The 15727-nt window shown below is 59.7% G+C and carries 12 protein-coding genes; 8 read left to right on the top strand and 4 right to left on the bottom strand.

Going from position 1 to position 15727, the window contains the following annotated elements:
• Window positions 1-41: 41 nt before the first annotated feature.
• The 8 genes from KCX59_RS22560 to KCX59_RS22525 all read left to right on the top strand — a co-directional run bounded on the left by KCX59_RS22560 (window position 42) and on the right by KCX59_RS22525 (window position 9465).
• On the top strand, window positions 42-1004 hold the full coding sequence (locus tag KCX59_RS22560; RefSeq protein WP_179016927.1) for a hypothetical protein: 963 nt from the start codon (window positions 42-44) through the stop codon (window positions 1002-1004).
• 29 nt (window positions 1005-1033) lie between these two features.
• The gene (locus KCX59_RS22555) at window positions 1034-1822 is read left to right on the top strand and encodes a hypothetical protein (protein ID WP_179016926.1); all 789 of its coding nucleotides are present in this window, start codon (window positions 1034-1036) and stop codon (window positions 1820-1822) included.
• Between the two features lie 76 nt (window positions 1823-1898).
• Window positions 1899-3083, top strand: coding sequence for an ATP-binding protein (locus KCX59_RS22550; RefSeq protein WP_179016925.1), 1185 nt, complete (start codon window positions 1899-1901; stop codon window positions 3081-3083).
• 8 nt (window positions 3084-3091) lie between these two features.
• A complete protein-coding gene (locus KCX59_RS22545; protein ID WP_179016924.1) occupies window positions 3092-3703 on the top strand; it encodes a prepilin peptidase in 612 nt (203 codons plus the stop codon).
• A 79-nt stretch (window positions 3704-3782) separates the two neighbouring features.
• Entirely contained in the window at window positions 3783-6977 is a 3195-nt protein-coding gene (locus tag KCX59_RS22540) for a LysM peptidoglycan-binding domain-containing protein (protein WP_179016923.1), read from the top strand.
• 76 nt (window positions 6978-7053) lie between these two features.
• The gene (locus KCX59_RS22535) at window positions 7054-7788 is read left to right on the top strand and encodes a hypothetical protein (RefSeq protein WP_179016922.1); all 735 of its coding nucleotides are present in this window, start codon (window positions 7054-7056) and stop codon (window positions 7786-7788) included.
• A gap of 111 nt (window positions 7789-7899) precedes the next feature.
• Entirely contained in the window at window positions 7900-8109 is a 210-nt protein-coding gene (locus KCX59_RS22530) for a hypothetical protein (protein ID WP_179012592.1), read from the top strand.
• A gap of 3 nt (window positions 8110-8112) precedes the next feature.
• Complete coding sequence (locus KCX59_RS22525; RefSeq protein ID WP_179016921.1) at window positions 8113-9465, top strand: hypothetical protein; 1353 nt, start codon at window positions 8113-8115, stop codon at window positions 9463-9465.
• Between the two features lie 197 nt (window positions 9466-9662).
• On the opposite strand, the gene KCX59_RS22520 is transcribed toward KCX59_RS22525, so the two are convergent.
• The 4 genes from KCX59_RS22520 to KCX59_RS22505 form a co-directional block, all read right to left on the bottom strand.
• Window positions 9663-10976: a molybdopterin molybdotransferase MoeA gene (locus KCX59_RS22520; protein WP_179012594.1), complete on the bottom strand. Its 1314-nt coding sequence runs from the start codon at window positions 10974-10976 to the stop codon at window positions 9663-9665.
• A 375-nt stretch (window positions 10977-11351) separates the two neighbouring features.
• The gene (locus tag KCX59_RS22515; RefSeq protein WP_179016980.1) at window positions 11352-13679 is read right to left on the bottom strand and encodes an FdhF/YdeP family oxidoreductase; all 2328 of its coding nucleotides are present in this window, start codon (window positions 13677-13679) and stop codon (window positions 11352-11354) included.
• Between the two features lie 380 nt (window positions 13680-14059).
• Window positions 14060-15364 (bottom strand): aminomethyl transferase family protein, encoded by a 1305-nt coding sequence (locus KCX59_RS22510; RefSeq protein ID WP_178993156.1) that lies wholly within the window; start codon window positions 15362-15364, stop codon window positions 14060-14062.
• Between the two features lie 204 nt (window positions 15365-15568).
• Window positions 15569-15718: a hypothetical protein gene (locus tag KCX59_RS22505; protein WP_179016920.1), complete on the bottom strand. Its 150-nt coding sequence runs from the start codon at window positions 15716-15718 to the stop codon at window positions 15569-15571.
• Between the last annotated feature and the right edge of the window lie 9 nt (window positions 15719-15727).

The raw sequence follows: 15727 nt of genomic DNA, 5'->3' as shown, positions 1-15727 counted from the left end.
GGAGCCAGAAACACGAGCGTGCTTAGCTGTACGGTTTTGCAATGACGTACGACGCGCTCGCAAAGTTCGAGGACCTTTGGAAGAGGATCGACTCGACACTGAATCCTCAGTGGCAGAAGGACATGGCGAACATAACCAACATGTACGCCAAGGTGGCGATGCCGAAACTCGAGCTGCCGACACTTTCGGGGCCGAAAATTCAAGACATCGTCGGCACCCACCTCAGCGGGCTAGGACAGTCTCCGGCGCTCAATAACGCACTTAAAGCGTACGGAGAATCTCTCGCCTACGTTAGAACCCAGGCTCGCCTCCAAGAGGCAATCAAAGGGCTTAGCCGTCCACTCGATCTGGGCAATCTGGGCGGGGTCACTGTATGGCGTGATCTCCTGGCGGCGGATCCGGCCATACTCAGAGGCGTTGCTGAACACGCCGTTTTTTCAACGGGCATCAGCATGCCTGGCGGTCTAACAGGCGCCCTCGGCCCCAAGGCGAGCGCCGCGGCAGGTCTCTATGGCTTCACACGGTCTGATTCGCAGGGGGTTCGCCTTAGTGAAGATCGTGCTTTGGGCATTGTGCTGGAGGCAACGGAACTCCTCAGCGATGAGGATCGCGTGGCCGCGCTGGCGGATGTTGAGGTTGATGAAGAGCTTGTCGAGGAGCTGGAGGCGTTTTTCCTTACCAGCGAGGCGTCATTGGCGGCGTACGAGGCTGCGACCCGCGAGATCGTCATTCATGGACCAGGTCCGCGGGAAAGGCTGCTGAGGCGCGGGATGGTGGTATTGGCGATCTACTTCGTGCTGTACGGGTTCTTGATATATGGGACCGCTGATGCCAAGCCGGGCCAGGAAGTAACGCTGGCGGATCATCAGGCGGCGGCAGTGAATGCGATTCAGTGGACCGGCGGCGTAGTGGGCGCGGGACTGTTCGTGGAACGACTGATGAGAACCCCTGAAGACGACGAGGAAGACTTGGACGAGGCTCGTCGACGGGATGAGGAGTCATAATTGTCAGCCGTCGGTGAGAGTATCTGGACATGATGTTTGAGGATGACCGGACAGCCGTTCCCCGCGCTTATGTGGCGCTTCCCCACGACCACCTCTATGAGGACCACGATAAGGACCTGACGTCGGCCATCACCTGGTGCCTGAGCCACGCAGACGGGGACCCGCGCGGAGTCGGGATCCAAGCGGGCCGTCGTGACGATCTGGAGGACGCGCCCATGCTCGCTGCCTTGGCCAAGGCAGGGGCAAAGATCTACACGGACTCCCGCGGAAAACTCGATTCCCTCCCATCCGGGCCCGTGTTCCTGTACCGGCCCCAACCGGCGCACTTGTGGCAGGTCGAGAGGAAGCGGATGCCCTCGGCCGTCCTGGCATTCGGCATCACAGGACCCGCCCATCACGACCGGCACTATGGAACTGAAGGGATGGTCGGGGCTCAGCCGTGGATCACGGCATTCAAGCCTGAGCACCTCGGCGGCCCGGTTATTGAGGCCAAAGAACCAGCTATCGCTGACCCCGTCGTCGCGGCTGCCATGGATCATTTCACGAACAGCATTAACTCCAGCACCGGCCTATCGCACAGCAGCGACCACTCCACCGTGACCGAAGGTCTGACCAAGCTAAAGGCAGCTGGCCACCAGTTCGACCCCAACGATCTGCTTGCCGGAGCATTGGCCCGCAACTGGAGAGGCGAGGCAGCCCGGGAGTTACTGAATTTGGCCACTGAAATCAACGCAGGCAAAAAGAAACGCTTCACCACCAGGCTCAACCCCGACATCCTAGAGATCTGGCGGAAGAAAGCCGCAAAGGTAGCGGGTTAGAGTCCAAACCGCTATAAAATCCCACACTATCCACGTTTATCTTGAAATTTAGATAAAAGCCGATAGTGTGGGATTCATGATCTTGAACGCCCCTAATCCCTTCCGGCCCGGAGCTGGTCGGGTGCCCCCGGAGCTAACCGGCCGATCGAACGTGCTCGCAGACTACACAGCCCTTCTTGGTTCCGTGGCCACTTCCGGAGAAGGCGAAAGGCCCTGGATCATTTCCGGGCTCAGGGGCGTCGGCAAGACCGTGTTGTTGAACCAATGCGGCAGAGACGCCATCGACGCCGGATGGATCGTCATCAAACTCGAAGCCTCCAGCAGCCAGCCACTGGCCGTGCAACTGGCCAAGGAAATCTATGTCGCGCTTCGGAAAGCGGCGACAGCGTCAGAGAAGGTCAGGAAAGCATTCAAGGGAACCTTCGCGGTTTTCCGGTCCTTTCAGATAAAGATCGACCCCAACGGCGCCTATGGATTCGGTTTCGATGTCCAGCCGGCGGCCGGTAAGGCCGATAGCGGACAGCTCTCAACGGATCTGGCTGAAATGCTTGAATCACTGGGCCTAGCCGCCCGAGCCGCCGGGTTCGGTGTGCTGTTGGCAATTGACGAACTGCAGGAAGCGCCCATCGCCGACCTGGAGGCAATGAACGTCGCCCTCCACCAGTTGGGTCAAGACCTCCGGCCCGTGCCGCTGATGTTCCTCGGCACAGGGCTACCCTCACTACCAGCAGTCCTGGCCAAAGCCTCCAGCTACGCAGAACGGATGTACCTCTACCGGACGCTGGACGTACTGAGCCCAGAGGACACTAAAGAAGCCCTCGTCGCACCCTCCCAACGAGAGCGCGTGACCTGGTCCTCCGGGGCCTTGGACATGGTCCTGGACACCTCCGGCGGATACCCCTACTTCGTGCAAGCCTGTGGCAAACATATCTGGGACGTCGCAGCATCCCGAACGATCGATATCGACGACGCCCGTATCGGAATCGGACGGGCACGCGACGAAGTCGACGCCGGCCTCTACAAATCCCGGTGGGAACGAGCAACAAGCGCCCAACAGGAATTCATGAAAGCCATGGCCCAGGACAACGACGCCCCCTCCCTTGTCAGCGAAATCGCCGCCCGCCTCGGCAGAGCCCAAACAGCGATTTCCGCCCCGAGACAATCCCTCATCCAAAGCGGGCTCGTGTACACACCCCGCCGCGGATACCTGGCCTTCACCGTCCCCGGCATGGCCGACTACATCAACAGGCACGGGCACTAGAGGCCAGCATGAAAAATGCCATCTCCAAACGCCTGGACCAGGAAACCTCACGGATGCGCGCCAGCGACGGATTCAACCCCTTCCCCCTCGCCATCGCAGCAGCCATAGGAATGGCCGGATACATCCTCATCGCCAGCTCCACAGGAGCCGACGTTCCTTCAGCAGCGCGGGCAGCTGTCCTGGTCGCAGTGCTGGTCTTTGGTGTCTGGGTAGGGTGGGTCGACGCCCGATCCCACAGGATCCCGGACGCCGTGACCATTCCCATGGCGGCCGCCGTCGTTGCCGGCGTCACCACCTGCACGCTGCTAACCGGTGACTGGGCGCTCGCCGGGCAGGCATTGCTGGCCTCGGCAGCACTGGGCATCACGTACCTGGTGGCCGCCATCGCGGGGGGCCTCGGATTGGGTGACGTCAAGCTCGCCGCGATCCTCGGACTTGCCCTGGGCTTCAACAGCTGGACGACTGTGCTGTGGGGCGGCCTACTTGGCCTGGTGTTGGCTCTTCCACACGCGCTCGTAGTCCAAAAATCCCGCAGGCTCATCCCGTTGGGCCCCTATATGTCAGCCGGAGCAATCGCTGCGCTGGCGGCTGATCTCGTCAAGGAATGGATGATGTCCTGATGCCCCGAATGGTAAAGCATCCGGGAACGGCACCTACGTGCCGTAAGTGTAGAAACCATGTCCCACGAAAGGGATCATTGTGAAAATCGTCAAGGGACTGGCTTCCCTGGTACTGCTGCTGGTGCTGGTCATCGGCATCCCAGCGGTACTGGTTCTGATTGTCGGGAATCCTCTGCCATCAGGGGAGACCCTCCAAGACCTGCTCACGACGCCCGACTACGGCGGCCGCTTCCTCTTCGGAAGCTTCCTGCCAATCGTCGCCTGGATAGCGTGGCTGACATTCGCCGCCTCAGTGATCGTCGAAGTCCCATCGGCCGTCGGCGGGATCCGGGCGCCAAGGATCAAAGGCCTGGGTGCACAACAAGCACTGGCAGGTGCCTTGATCGGCGCCGTCCTTCTCATGTTCACCGCAGGCTCGCTCATCTCTGCGCCCAAAGCCCAGGCAACTGCCCCGGAACCATCGGAAACCCAGATCTCCGCCCCCGTGAGCGTCGAAGCCAACACACAAAACAAAGCCCCGGCCCTCAACCAAGCACCCGAGCAGACCAATGCACTTCCAAAACACACCGTTGTGGCGGGGGAGTCGCTCTGGTTGCTGGCAGAAACCTATCTAGGTGACGGCGCCCGCTACGGCGAAATCGCCGAGCTCAACTACGGCGTAGCCCAAGCCGACGGCGGGGCACTCTCAGACGGGCACTGGATAGAACCCGGCTGGGTCCTCAACCTCCCAGCGAGCGCACAGGTCATTGAGAAGCGGGCCACGACGCACGTTGTTGCTGAAGGTGAATCCCTGTCGTCGATTGCGGAGCACTACTACGGAGACGCTGGGGCCTTTGAGCAGATTTTCAAGGCATCGCTGGGCGTGGCTCAGCCTGGTGGCGGGTCTTTGACGGACCCCGACGTCGTACTTCCGGGATGGGTGTTGACCGTTCCCGCTGCTGCGGTTGTTGCGCCGGCCTCCGTCGCGCAAGCGGCCACACCCCCGGCGGTTGCAGCTGAAGTTCCGCCTCCCGTGGCAGCTCCTGCCCCTGCCGTGGAGGCCCCTACGGCTCCCGCGCCGGCCGTAGGGACCTCTGCGCCGACAGTCCCGAGCGTGGAGGCCCCAGCGCCTGCCGTGGAGCCAGTCCCCGCTGCGGCGTCACCCATCCCGGGGGCGTCGTTGTCCAGCGGCCCTGTTGCAGTAGATGAGGCAGAAACAGTCGAAGAGACACCTGCGGATTCTTCAGCTGAGGCCGAATTCCCGGTTCGAACCATTGGCGGGATCGGCGCGCTCCTGGCCTCCGGACTCCTGTCCGTCCTGGGACTTCGCAGAATCGCACAGCGACGGCGGCGCCGTGCCGGCGAGCGCGTGGCTGTACCTTCACGTGAAGACGAGAACCTTGAGCTTCAACTGCGCGCCGTTGAGGAGCCCAAAACCATCGACGATCTGGATCGGGCACTGAAGTTCCTCGCTGTGTGGGGTCAGGATAATTCCATTGCTCTGCCTCAGATGTTCTGCGTCAGAGTCGCTGCCGACGAAATCGCGATCTACCTGGCAGCTCCGGCGCAGCTCCCCACCCCGTTCGTTGCCGTCGATGACAGCAATACCGTCTGGACGATTGAACCGGCGACCATCGGCGATCTGGACCGCGAACCGACAGCACCCTACCCCGCCCTCGTCACGATCGGGCAGGACGCCAAGGACGCTCATTTGTTGATTGACCTGGAATACGTTGGAGCCCTCGGAATCGCAGGTGAAGAGGAACTTGTCTCCAACGCTCTGACCGCGCTCGCCGTGGAGCTTGCCACCTCGAAGTGGGGTGAGCAGTTGCAGGTCACTATGGTGGGTGTCTCCGATGAGCTGCCGGCTGCGCTCTCTACGGGCAAAGTGCGCCATGTCGATGACATGGATGCCCTTTTGGTGTTGCTTCGCGGGAAGGCCAAGGCCACGAAGGAGGCGTTCGCGCGCCTGGGTGTCAGCGGGGTCGAAGAGGCCCGGACCTTGGGTCGGGATGCAGAAGGTTGGATGCCTGAGATTGTCATCCTGGGCCAGCAACCGTCAGCGTCGCAGCGGACTGAGCTCGAAGAGCTGGTCACCGCAATCCCACGAATCGGTATTGCCGCGGTGAGTGCCGGAAAGGTGACAGGGGATTGGGAGATCCGTATCGGCTCCAAGGGTTCAGCGACGCTGGAACCCCTTGGGCTGGAGATGGTCCCGCAGCTGATTACCGACGAAGAGGGCAAGAAGATCATGTCTTTGCTCTCCGTCGCTTCCCAGGACTGCCAGCCGGGCCCGGAGTGGGCTGCCAGCAGCACCCAGGACGATATTGCCGTTGAAGATGTACCCGTGGCAGCAGCCGAAGCCGCGCAGGAGGAGCGCAAACTCTACGCCCTGCCCCCTGAAGATGCTCCTGTGCCTGAACCCGTCCCCGAGGTTCAGGAGGAGCCGGTCCCGTCGGAGCTGGTGGCTCTTATCGATCAGATTGACCCGACAGTTGAGGGTGACGGAGCGCCGATCATTGCGGTATTGGGCACGGTTTCGATCATCAACCCCCAAGGTGAAGCTCCCCGGACGCCGGGATCCGGATCCGTGTCCGCGGCCGCTGTGGCACGCTGCACCGCGCTGGCAGCATTCCTGGCCTTGAACCCAGGGGCTTCGATGGAGACCTACCATGAGGCATTTTGGCCGACGGCTGATCCGAACGGGAAGACGGCTTCTTCGAACCGGAACAAGCTCTCCAATCTGACAAGGAACTACTTGGGCCAGCGTGCCACCGACGGCGAAATGTACTTCCCGCACGTCGGGCCAGCCGACGGCTATAAGCTCCACCCGGATGTCACAACGGACTGGCACGTCTTCTTGGATCTCATCGGCGAGGATCTGGCCAGGACCAGCACGCCGCGCCTTGTGGCAGCCCTCCGCTTGGTCCGCGGCCGACCGTTCAGTGGCGTCAAAGACCAGCTCTATACGTGGTCAGAGCACGTGATTGATGGCATGCTTTCGGGCATTTGCGATGCGGCTCATGAACTGGCCAGAAGGTCCCTGACAACCGGAGATACGGCCAACGCACGACTGGCAGGATCTGTTGGCAGGATTGTGGATCCGGCCAACGAGCAAATGTGGCGGGACGCCATCCTCGCAGAGCACGCAGCGGGCAACAGTGCTGGTGTCGAGGAGCTCGTGTCAAAGCTCCACACGTACCTTGATGGCTTCAACGAAGACTACGAGCCCGACGAGGAGACACAGGAACTCATCGAGGAACTCCGCCGTCACGGTCACCCGATCGCGAGCTGAACAACCACGGCGAGGATCGGACCAGAGCCAAACAGTCAATTAGTTGATATGATATTAACTAATTGAGGGAGTTTGAATGAGAGTCACCAAAGCGAAATTAGTGGATGTGCCAGCGCTGGCGTGGACGTCAGCGCTGGCTTTCACTCGCCTGGAGGGCCGCGACAGGCCACTGCGGGCCGCGCTCGAATACTTCCTTCAACTCACTGCCACGCTGGGACAACAGAACAACGGCAGCCTCTTCCATCACGAACGCGTTGTCATGGTCGGCATTGAGAACCACCGGAAACCACAACTGAGGTCCCGGCTTGTCGGCTCCATGGCGCTCCTCGTCCCCATGCTTGTGGTGTACCTAGTGATTTCCCCGGACACCGGCCCGGTGGTTGGCATCATCGCCGCGATGGTGGTGCTGTTCGTGCCCATGGTGCCGGCCTTCACCCGGATGCTAGGGCCAGAAGCCCGTACCGCCGAACGGGTGCACCAGAAGGCCCTCAACGCACTGCCCGAGGACCGGCAGGTATACACCTACACCCAGTTGGCGCGCCGACTCACTGCCCCGGCAGGATCAGCACAGGAACTCCTGAGGGAAGTCCTTGACCAGCAAGTACCCCCGGGGGCCGCGATCTCCTGTATAGCAGCGGACCGGCGTCTGATCCCGATCTACGAACGATTCGGCCTCCGTCAACAGGGCGACTCCCTGGCCATGCTCACCCCCGAACCCAGCGCTGGGGCAGCCGAGCACAACGGGATGACCCCAGAGGCCGGGGCAAGGGACACTGGAACCAAACGCAACCCGCCGGGTAGCAATATGTAAATCCGGGATCAGGCATACCTACACCTGCCGACGACGCCATATCGGCGTCCACGGCGGGAGCAGGGGCCACTTTCACTGACCACACCTGCGACGCCGCGAAAGGAGGACACCATGGCCACGAACGAAAACAACACCGACGCGAAGATCCAGTTCGGCAAAGACCCGAAGGAAATGAGCAAAGACGAATTCGTCCAACTGCTCAAGGACATCAAAGACGGGACCGTTACACCGGTAGTTGAGATCGACGACATAGGACAACGGAGCAATCTCCAGCCAGGAGACGCGATCGCTTTCCTGCCAGCACCCAACGGGGGTGCCTAAGACATGTGCCGTCCCAAGAGTCACCCCCGCGGCGGCTACCAGTGCAAAGATCCAAACAGCATCGCCGCGGCTGCAGCCGGTGAACTCCAGGCCTACATCGGAGCTACGCCCTTCCGGCCTGAAAGCGCCGAGCTGCTCTCCCTAGATTCCCGCCCCAACTACTACTCCTCAGAAGAATGGCGGGAGTATGACGACACCATCCGAAACGCCGGGGCGTCCCACGACATAGAACTCCTGGACGATAAGCCGGCAGACGGGCTGTGGGAAGGCGAAACGGAACCCGCCGGCGCCTACACGGCGCGAGGATCCGAAGAGTGCATCAGATCCTGGGCCGCAGAAATCGCCGGCCGCTACAACCAGGACTCTGTCATGGTCGCCTTTGTCGACGAAACCGGACCAGACCGGATGTACACCTTCGGCGGAGAGACGAACATCGACGCCGAAGACGCCCTCGACACGCTCAGACTCGCCGGGATCCCCGGCGGCAGAGTCGTCGATGGCAGGTTGCAGATCCTCCAGACCGACGGGCAGCCCGACAAGCTGGCCCTCTACGCCATCCAACGCCGCTACGGCAGCCCCGAATGGACGCCCGTCCGGGCCGAATTCGTAGTAAAGAACACCGACTACGCCAGACACGCCCCCATCCGCGAAATCCAAAAAATTCGCCAGGACTACCGCGAGCGCCACGGGTTCACTGCCCGGACGGAAATGCCGCACATGTCCGATCTCGATGATATTGCCGCAGCGAAGGCCTACGGGGAAGCGGTTCATGATCCTCGGGATCCAGCGGTACGGCGTTCGTATCGTTCCCTGGGGAAACATGTCCAGGACCAGTACTCGGACTTTGTCGCTGCAGGCTTCAGCTTTGAGCCGTGGGAATCAGCGAGCAGTGAGCAACCTTATGCCGACTCGGCCGAAATGCTGGCGGATCTGCGCGAGTCCAAGCATCTGTTTTACTTCCGGACGGAGGTCTCGGACGAGACGGAAGGAGCGTTGCCGGCAGGGCATCCCATGGCCCGCACCATCACCGTTCCAGACGGGCGTGGGGGGAGCCGCCATGTGCCGCTCAACGATGCCTTTCGAGCTGTGCACGACGCGATCGCCCACGGGGACGGTCTGATGTTCGGGCCTGAGGGTGAACGACGTGCGTGGTGGACCCACCGAACGTCCCTTCCCAAGGAAGCCCGGCTCGCGTTGTTCTGTGAGACCAGGGGGCAAAACACTTGGACCAACGCGGGTCCCCACATGAGGGACGGCGATCGGGTACTGCGGCGAGGGGAGCACGGCTGGCTCGCTCAACCTGAACGCCCTTATGCGGTTCAGAAAGCGGCGAGGATCCCTAAAGGTCTCTGCTGACAGGGGAGGTCGTCCGGGGTAGTCCCGCCCCATACTCTTGCAAAGGGGGTGGGACTATGACCCACCGAGGTGACTGGCAAACGGCCGCAGGCCAAACCTCGGGGGAGGGGAGCGGCAATATGGACTTAGCGAGAAAGCGCGAGGCACCATGGTGGACAGATTCCAGGCCGAACTCGCCAAAGAGGCTGATAGACCAATTATTGGATTTGGGTGCTGGTCCATGGCAGAAGCAGTACGGGGACAAGTCCGCCCGCCCGGATACCGTTGGGAGGAACGACCATTAAACCGTCCGCTTGAGCCAATCCGCGCATCATCCCCGGCCCTGTATATGAAGTAGGCATGGCCTGTTTTTGAACAAGGCTGCATGGAACAAGTCTTGTCTGGTCAGGGAACGGATCAAGGTCTTTCCCTGAGGCCACGAGGTCCGTGGGTCGAAAGGGCTTGTTGGCGAGGGCGGCCAGCAGGGGCTCGGCAAGGGTGATGAGGGCCACCATGGCGGCCAGCGGGTTTCCCGGGAGGCCTACAACCAAGCGGCCGCCAGGAAGTTCGGCCAACACTGCAGGGTGACCTGGTCGCATGGCGATTCCGTCAATCAATAGATTCCCGCCGAGATCGGTAATCGCGGTACGGAGATGATCGGTGGCGGATCTGCTGGTTCCACCTGTAGTGATTGTGACGTCGCTGTTTCTCCCATCTGCTGAGCCAGAGAGTGCCGACAGCCAGTCATCGTAGGAATCACCGATGTGCAACTGACCCTTAGGGATACCACCTAGCTGGGGGATGATTGAGCCCAGCGCCGGGCCTATTGTGTCGCGGAACTGTCCCGGTCCGGGACGACCTGACGTAGACAATTCCGAACCAGTAAGGACAAAGTCCACAGTCGGTTTGTTCTGTACCTGCAACTCGTTATGGCCAGCGGCAGCTGCGAGGGCAACGTGCGCGGGAGTGAGGACCGTACCCGCAGGTATGAGCACCTCGCCTGCGTGGGATTCTTCCCCTGCAGGGCGTATATGACTGCCTGGAAGCGTTTCTCCGAGCTTCGCTTCCGGTCTAAGACTGAGGTGCCTGACGCTTGCGGCACCCTCCAGGACTTGGCCGCTTTCTTCGCGAAGGACGGCCGTTGCGCCCTTAGGGATCAACCCGCCGGTAAAGACAGCGACCGCTTGACCTTCCTTAAGTTCAGTTATGCCGCCTTGCCGAGGGGCATGCGGTACAAGTAACCAGGGCCCGCTGCCGCTAACTGACCAGCCGTCCATGGCCGAAGCCGCGTAGTGAGGGAGGTCCTGAAGTGCGTCCACGTCGGATGTAAGAGTGAAGCCAACGGCACTTGTGAGAGGAAGGGCTATCGATGCCAGCGGTGCCGGGTAATCAAAAGCGATTTGCCGAGCCCCCCACCATGAAGTAGTTACGCCCAGTCCTTCGAAGGTCGATGGCCTGTAAATGCCAATGTCTGTTTCTTGCTGCGGCAAGGATGCCTTACCTTCCTGGTCCGGAGGGGATCTGCGGAGCATGTCCAATTGCCCGAAAACGGTGCTTCGGTGAAGAGACCTCCCCAGGTTTCAGGTCACCGAAGCACCAATCACGGACAACTGGACCTTCTTTGCGTGGCTATGAGTTGCACGCGCACTACGGCTACCGCGGCGAGAGCGGAACACTCCATGTAGCAGCTGCCAAACAGAGGGAAAGTCCCTCAGCTCATTGAGCGAAGTCTTCATCAATGCCCGTGATGGCCTGCGGCCAGTACCAGCGCCAGCTTGCAGGCGGTTCACGCCCACGCAGGCACTTCCCTGGCCCGTTCCCATCCCTAGGCCCCCGCCTGTCCAAGGAAGGAGGAACGAAACCGAGCGGCACGTCCTGAGGCAAGCATTGACCTCGCATTTGGCGTTCTATTGCTCCGAAGCCGTCACATCACTTCCTAGCCGTGGTACGAAGCGAACAAACAAGGCCTTATAGCCAGGCGTATTGGATTCTCTTGCCACGTTATTTCTGTGAACCAGAACGTTGGCTTCGGGAAAGTACGCTGCCGCGCACCCCTTGGCCGTTGGGTACGAGATGAGTCGAAAGTTATCGGCACGGCGGTCCAGTCCCTGGAAAGTACTGATCACATCAACTAGTTGACCATTTGTGAACCCTAGCTCTTGGAGATCTTCAGGATTTACAAGAATGACCCGGCGGCCGCCGGATATTCCGCGGTACCTGTCGTCGAGACCGTAAAATGTCGTGTTGTATTGGTCATGGCTACGCACCGTTTGAAGTACGAGATGCCCGTCTGGCGGCGCCAGATACTCCAAGGGACTAACAGTGAAGTGCCCCTTGCCGGTGGTGGTCCGAAAGGAACGGCTATCACGGGGCGGGTTGGGCAATACAAAGCCGTTCCTGGCGCGCACCCTCTTATTGAAGTTATCGAACCCGGGAACCACTCGTTCGATGTGATTCCGTATGACGTCGTAGTCTTCGGCCATGGCCTCCCAACCCACTGGATGGCCAGGCCCGAACGTGGCGTGAGCCATACGTGCGATAATCACAGGTTCGGCGAGGAGATGATCCGAGATAGGCCGCAGCCTGCCCTGAGTGGAATGGACCACTGACATCGAATCTTCCACCGACAAAAATTGTGCACCGTTTGGGTGCTTGTCATCTTTGTCAGTTCTGCCCAGCGTCGGAAGAATCAGTGAGGTTCGCCCGTGCACAATGTGGGAGCGGTTCGGTTTGGTGGAGATGTGGACTGTGAGGCCGGCTCGACGCATTCCTGCCTCAATGGCGTCCGTATCCGGGCAGGCCAGAGAGAAGTTTCCACCCATGGAGACAAACACATCCACTTCTTCGCGTTCGAAGGCTTCCATGGTTTCGACTGCGTCATAGCCGTGATTCCGAGGAGAGACCATGGCGAACTCATTATCCAGGGCGGCCAGGAACTCTTCCTTCGGCTTTTCCCAGATTCCCATCGTCCTGTCGCCTTGGACGTTGGAGTGACCTCGAACCGGACACGCACCTGCCCCCTTTTTGCCAAAGTTCCCTTGCAGCAGTAGAACATTGACCATCTCCCTGATGGTGTCAACGGAGTGGGGCTGTTGTGTTACGCCAAGTGCCCAGCAGAAGATCGATGCCTTTGAAGCGATCAGCATCGATGCAACGCTAAGGATTTCGGACTGTGCAAGTCCGGTTGCTTTTTCCGTTTCCTTCCAATCGATGACTGCTCGTGCCCGGCGATATTCCTCAAAGCCCTCTGTATGTCCATGCACGAAGGCTGCGTCAACGACTGACCCCGGATTGGCGTGCTCTTCTTTGAGCAGGAGGTGCCCTAGGGCTTGAAACAGAGCCAGGTCACCTCCGACCTTGATTTGCAGATACTGGTCGGCTATCGGGGCTCCATCACCGAGCACACCCGAGAGAGTTTGGGGATCTCTGAAGTTGAAGAGTCCGGCCTCCGGGAGGGGATTCACCGCGACGATCTTGCCGCCGTTGCTCTTACACTCTTTGAGCGCGGACAGCATTCGAGGATGGTTGGTCCCGGGGTTCTGCCCGACCACAAATATCAATTCGGCATCGTGGATGTCCTCAAGGGATACAGTGCCCTTGCCAATGCCGATGGTTGAATTCATCGCGCTCCCAGACGATTCGTGGCACATGTTGGAACAGTCCGGCAAGTTATTGGTGCCTACAGACCTGGCAAACAGCTGGTAAATGAAGGCCGTCTCGTTGGCAGTTCGGCCGGAGGTGTAGAAAACGCAGCGCTCGGGAGGCGCTTCCCTTATGCGCTCCCCAATGAGAGCGAAGGCCTCAGCCCAAGCTATGGGACGGTAATGGGTATCTCCTTCACGGAGTACCATCGGTTCGCTCAACCGTCCTTGGTTACCTAGCCAATACTCGCTCTTTCCAGAGAGTTCCTCGATGGAATGGGATTCCCAGAAATCAGCGCCAACCGATCTGACGGTGGTTTCCTCGGCTATGGCCTTTGCCCCGTTCTCACAGAACTCCGCGGCCTTTCTTCGTCCTTGAGACTCTGGCCAGGCACAGCCGGGACAGTCGAACCCGCCACGTTGATTGACACGAAGCATCGAATGAGCGGTTCTGGAAAGTCCTGCCTGGGCTACCCCGCGCTCCACGGCGACTAGTACAGCTTTGACTCCTGCAGCGTGCTCTTCAGGAGGAGCGATCTGCAGGTTGGCTTCGTCAATATCAATGCCAGGGGCGGGACGAGCAAGAAATTTCATGATGGTCACTCAACTCCGAAGGGACGGACGACGGTGGAAAAGCAAGTCTCTACGGTTTTGACTACAAGTAGGCGTTAGACGACAAGAAATTTGCCCTACTCAAGGAAGATTCAAGTCCTAACTATCCGTCTACGACTGGATCCCATGGCGAGGAAGTTAGCCGGGCCCAAGTTCGAATCTGGAAAGAACGCCGTTGTACGAACGACGAGTTACCGGTTCAGGTCTTGCCCACTCGCGCCGCAGTGCGTGGTGGTTTGCGGCTGCCCGCAAACCACCACGAGGTAACACCGAGGACCTTCATCCGGTCCTTGGCCGTATCGGACGTTGTCGCCAAACAACGCCGGTCCAGCATGATCCGGTGTCCGGACCACGGAGTTATCCTAGAGCTGCGCAGCGAGCACTGGTGAGTCAGCGTACAACTTGTTCAGATCTACCCTGCGGTTATCCCGGTAGGGAGCCGGAGCGACGATGGCCTTAATGTGCTTCTGAATCTCGCCGGGGTTTCCCCACACTACGGAAACTTCAGTCCCCAGCTCTGCAAACTCAGGTTCGATAACGACGAGAGACAACATTTCTCGTGAGTGATAGCTGTAACCGCGAGACGTTGCTACTCCCACTTCGCGGCCGTTCTTGAGGACCTTGTCGGCGGTCATAACCGCACGCTGCTCGCGGGGCATTTCCATGAAGTGGTAGGGATCGCCCTGCCTGAACATCGATGAATAGACGTCCAACACATCGTCGGCGTCCCAGACCAGCGTTCTGATAACCCGGCGAGGAGAGGCCAGCTCCTTCTCCAGGGCTGAGCGGCCGATAAAGTCATGATCGAACTTAATGTTCTTTCCCCAGCCAAGTTCGATGGGGCTTCGATACCAGTCTGTAACGTCGCTTCCCTCGAAACTGCCGCCGACGGCGAACTTCGCAGCAAAACCGGGCATGGATGAAAGGAACCCTTCACGGTAGCCCTTCATATCGTCCCCGAAGATGGCCGGAAGGTAGTCCAGACCAATCGTCGGGAAGCAAGCCTCCAAGTGCCCAGTGTTGCTTGCTCGTCCGCCGAGCTTGCGGAGACCAAATTCCTGCCCTACGCGCACAATTTCTGCGTAGACTTCTTCCTGGTGTTCCCGGGGGCCCTGAAGCTCAAAACCTGGCTCTCCGGACATTCCCTGACGGAGGGCGAGGAGACGATGGCCGGCGATCTCAATTTCTGCGTTGTGCATGAACTTCGTGTTCCGAAGATTGCTGCCTGACAGTTTCTCGAGAAGAGGAAGGGCGTTGGGACCCTGAACCTGTAGGTTGTACCAGTCCTCGTGCGTGGATTCGACGTCGTAGTCGCCCGTCCGCAGCACGTGGTCAACCCAGAAGCTGCCCCGACCCATGAGGACGAATTCATCCTCAGCCAGACGTGTGAGGATGCCCTCGGCAATAACTTTGCCTTCTTCATTGCAGTGCGTAGCGTGCTTGGACTGCAGGATATCGAACTTTGCGAAACTGTTGATGACCGTTCCGCTGATCAAGCGGGCAGCGTCGGGGCCTTTGAAGCGTCGCTCCCAAATCCAGGACCAGTCACCGATGGAGCACGTGCGCTTCCACGCCATGCTTTCATCGATCCAGTCCGTAAACTCGATCTCACCGAAACGCTTCGTGATGTAGCCCTCGGGTGTAAAGCGGAATTCTTTCGGATCCATCTTCTTCTTCTTTCACTTTTAATTCGACTTTGAAAATATTTGTTGGCCTGTTAAGGCTTCGTTACCTGATCGGGGTCCGAACCAGCAAATTCAAAGTGTATACAACTATTTTAGAGGGTGAATACACATTGATCAAGGTGCGCAGGTTTCACTGTGCAGGGCAACCTGGATCGGTCTGCACCGCCCAGCGCCTATCTCATGCATCTATGACGAGACGGTTTCGTCGTGCCACCAACCTTCCCAGGCGTTGGATGTGATAACTCCGGCAGGGAAGGATGGCGAAGGCACTTCCTTGTCTGAATTCTTCCCAATGGTGGTTCCGTCGAACAGCAGCGGGAGATTGTTCCAAGGCATTAACATGAG

Source organism: Paenarthrobacter nitroguajacolicus (assembly GCF_051027655.1).
Classification (GTDB): domain Bacteria; phylum Actinomycetota; class Actinomycetes; order Actinomycetales; family Micrococcaceae; genus Arthrobacter; species Arthrobacter nitroguajacolicus.
This window is presented reverse-complemented; position numbering and strand designations above follow the sequence as displayed.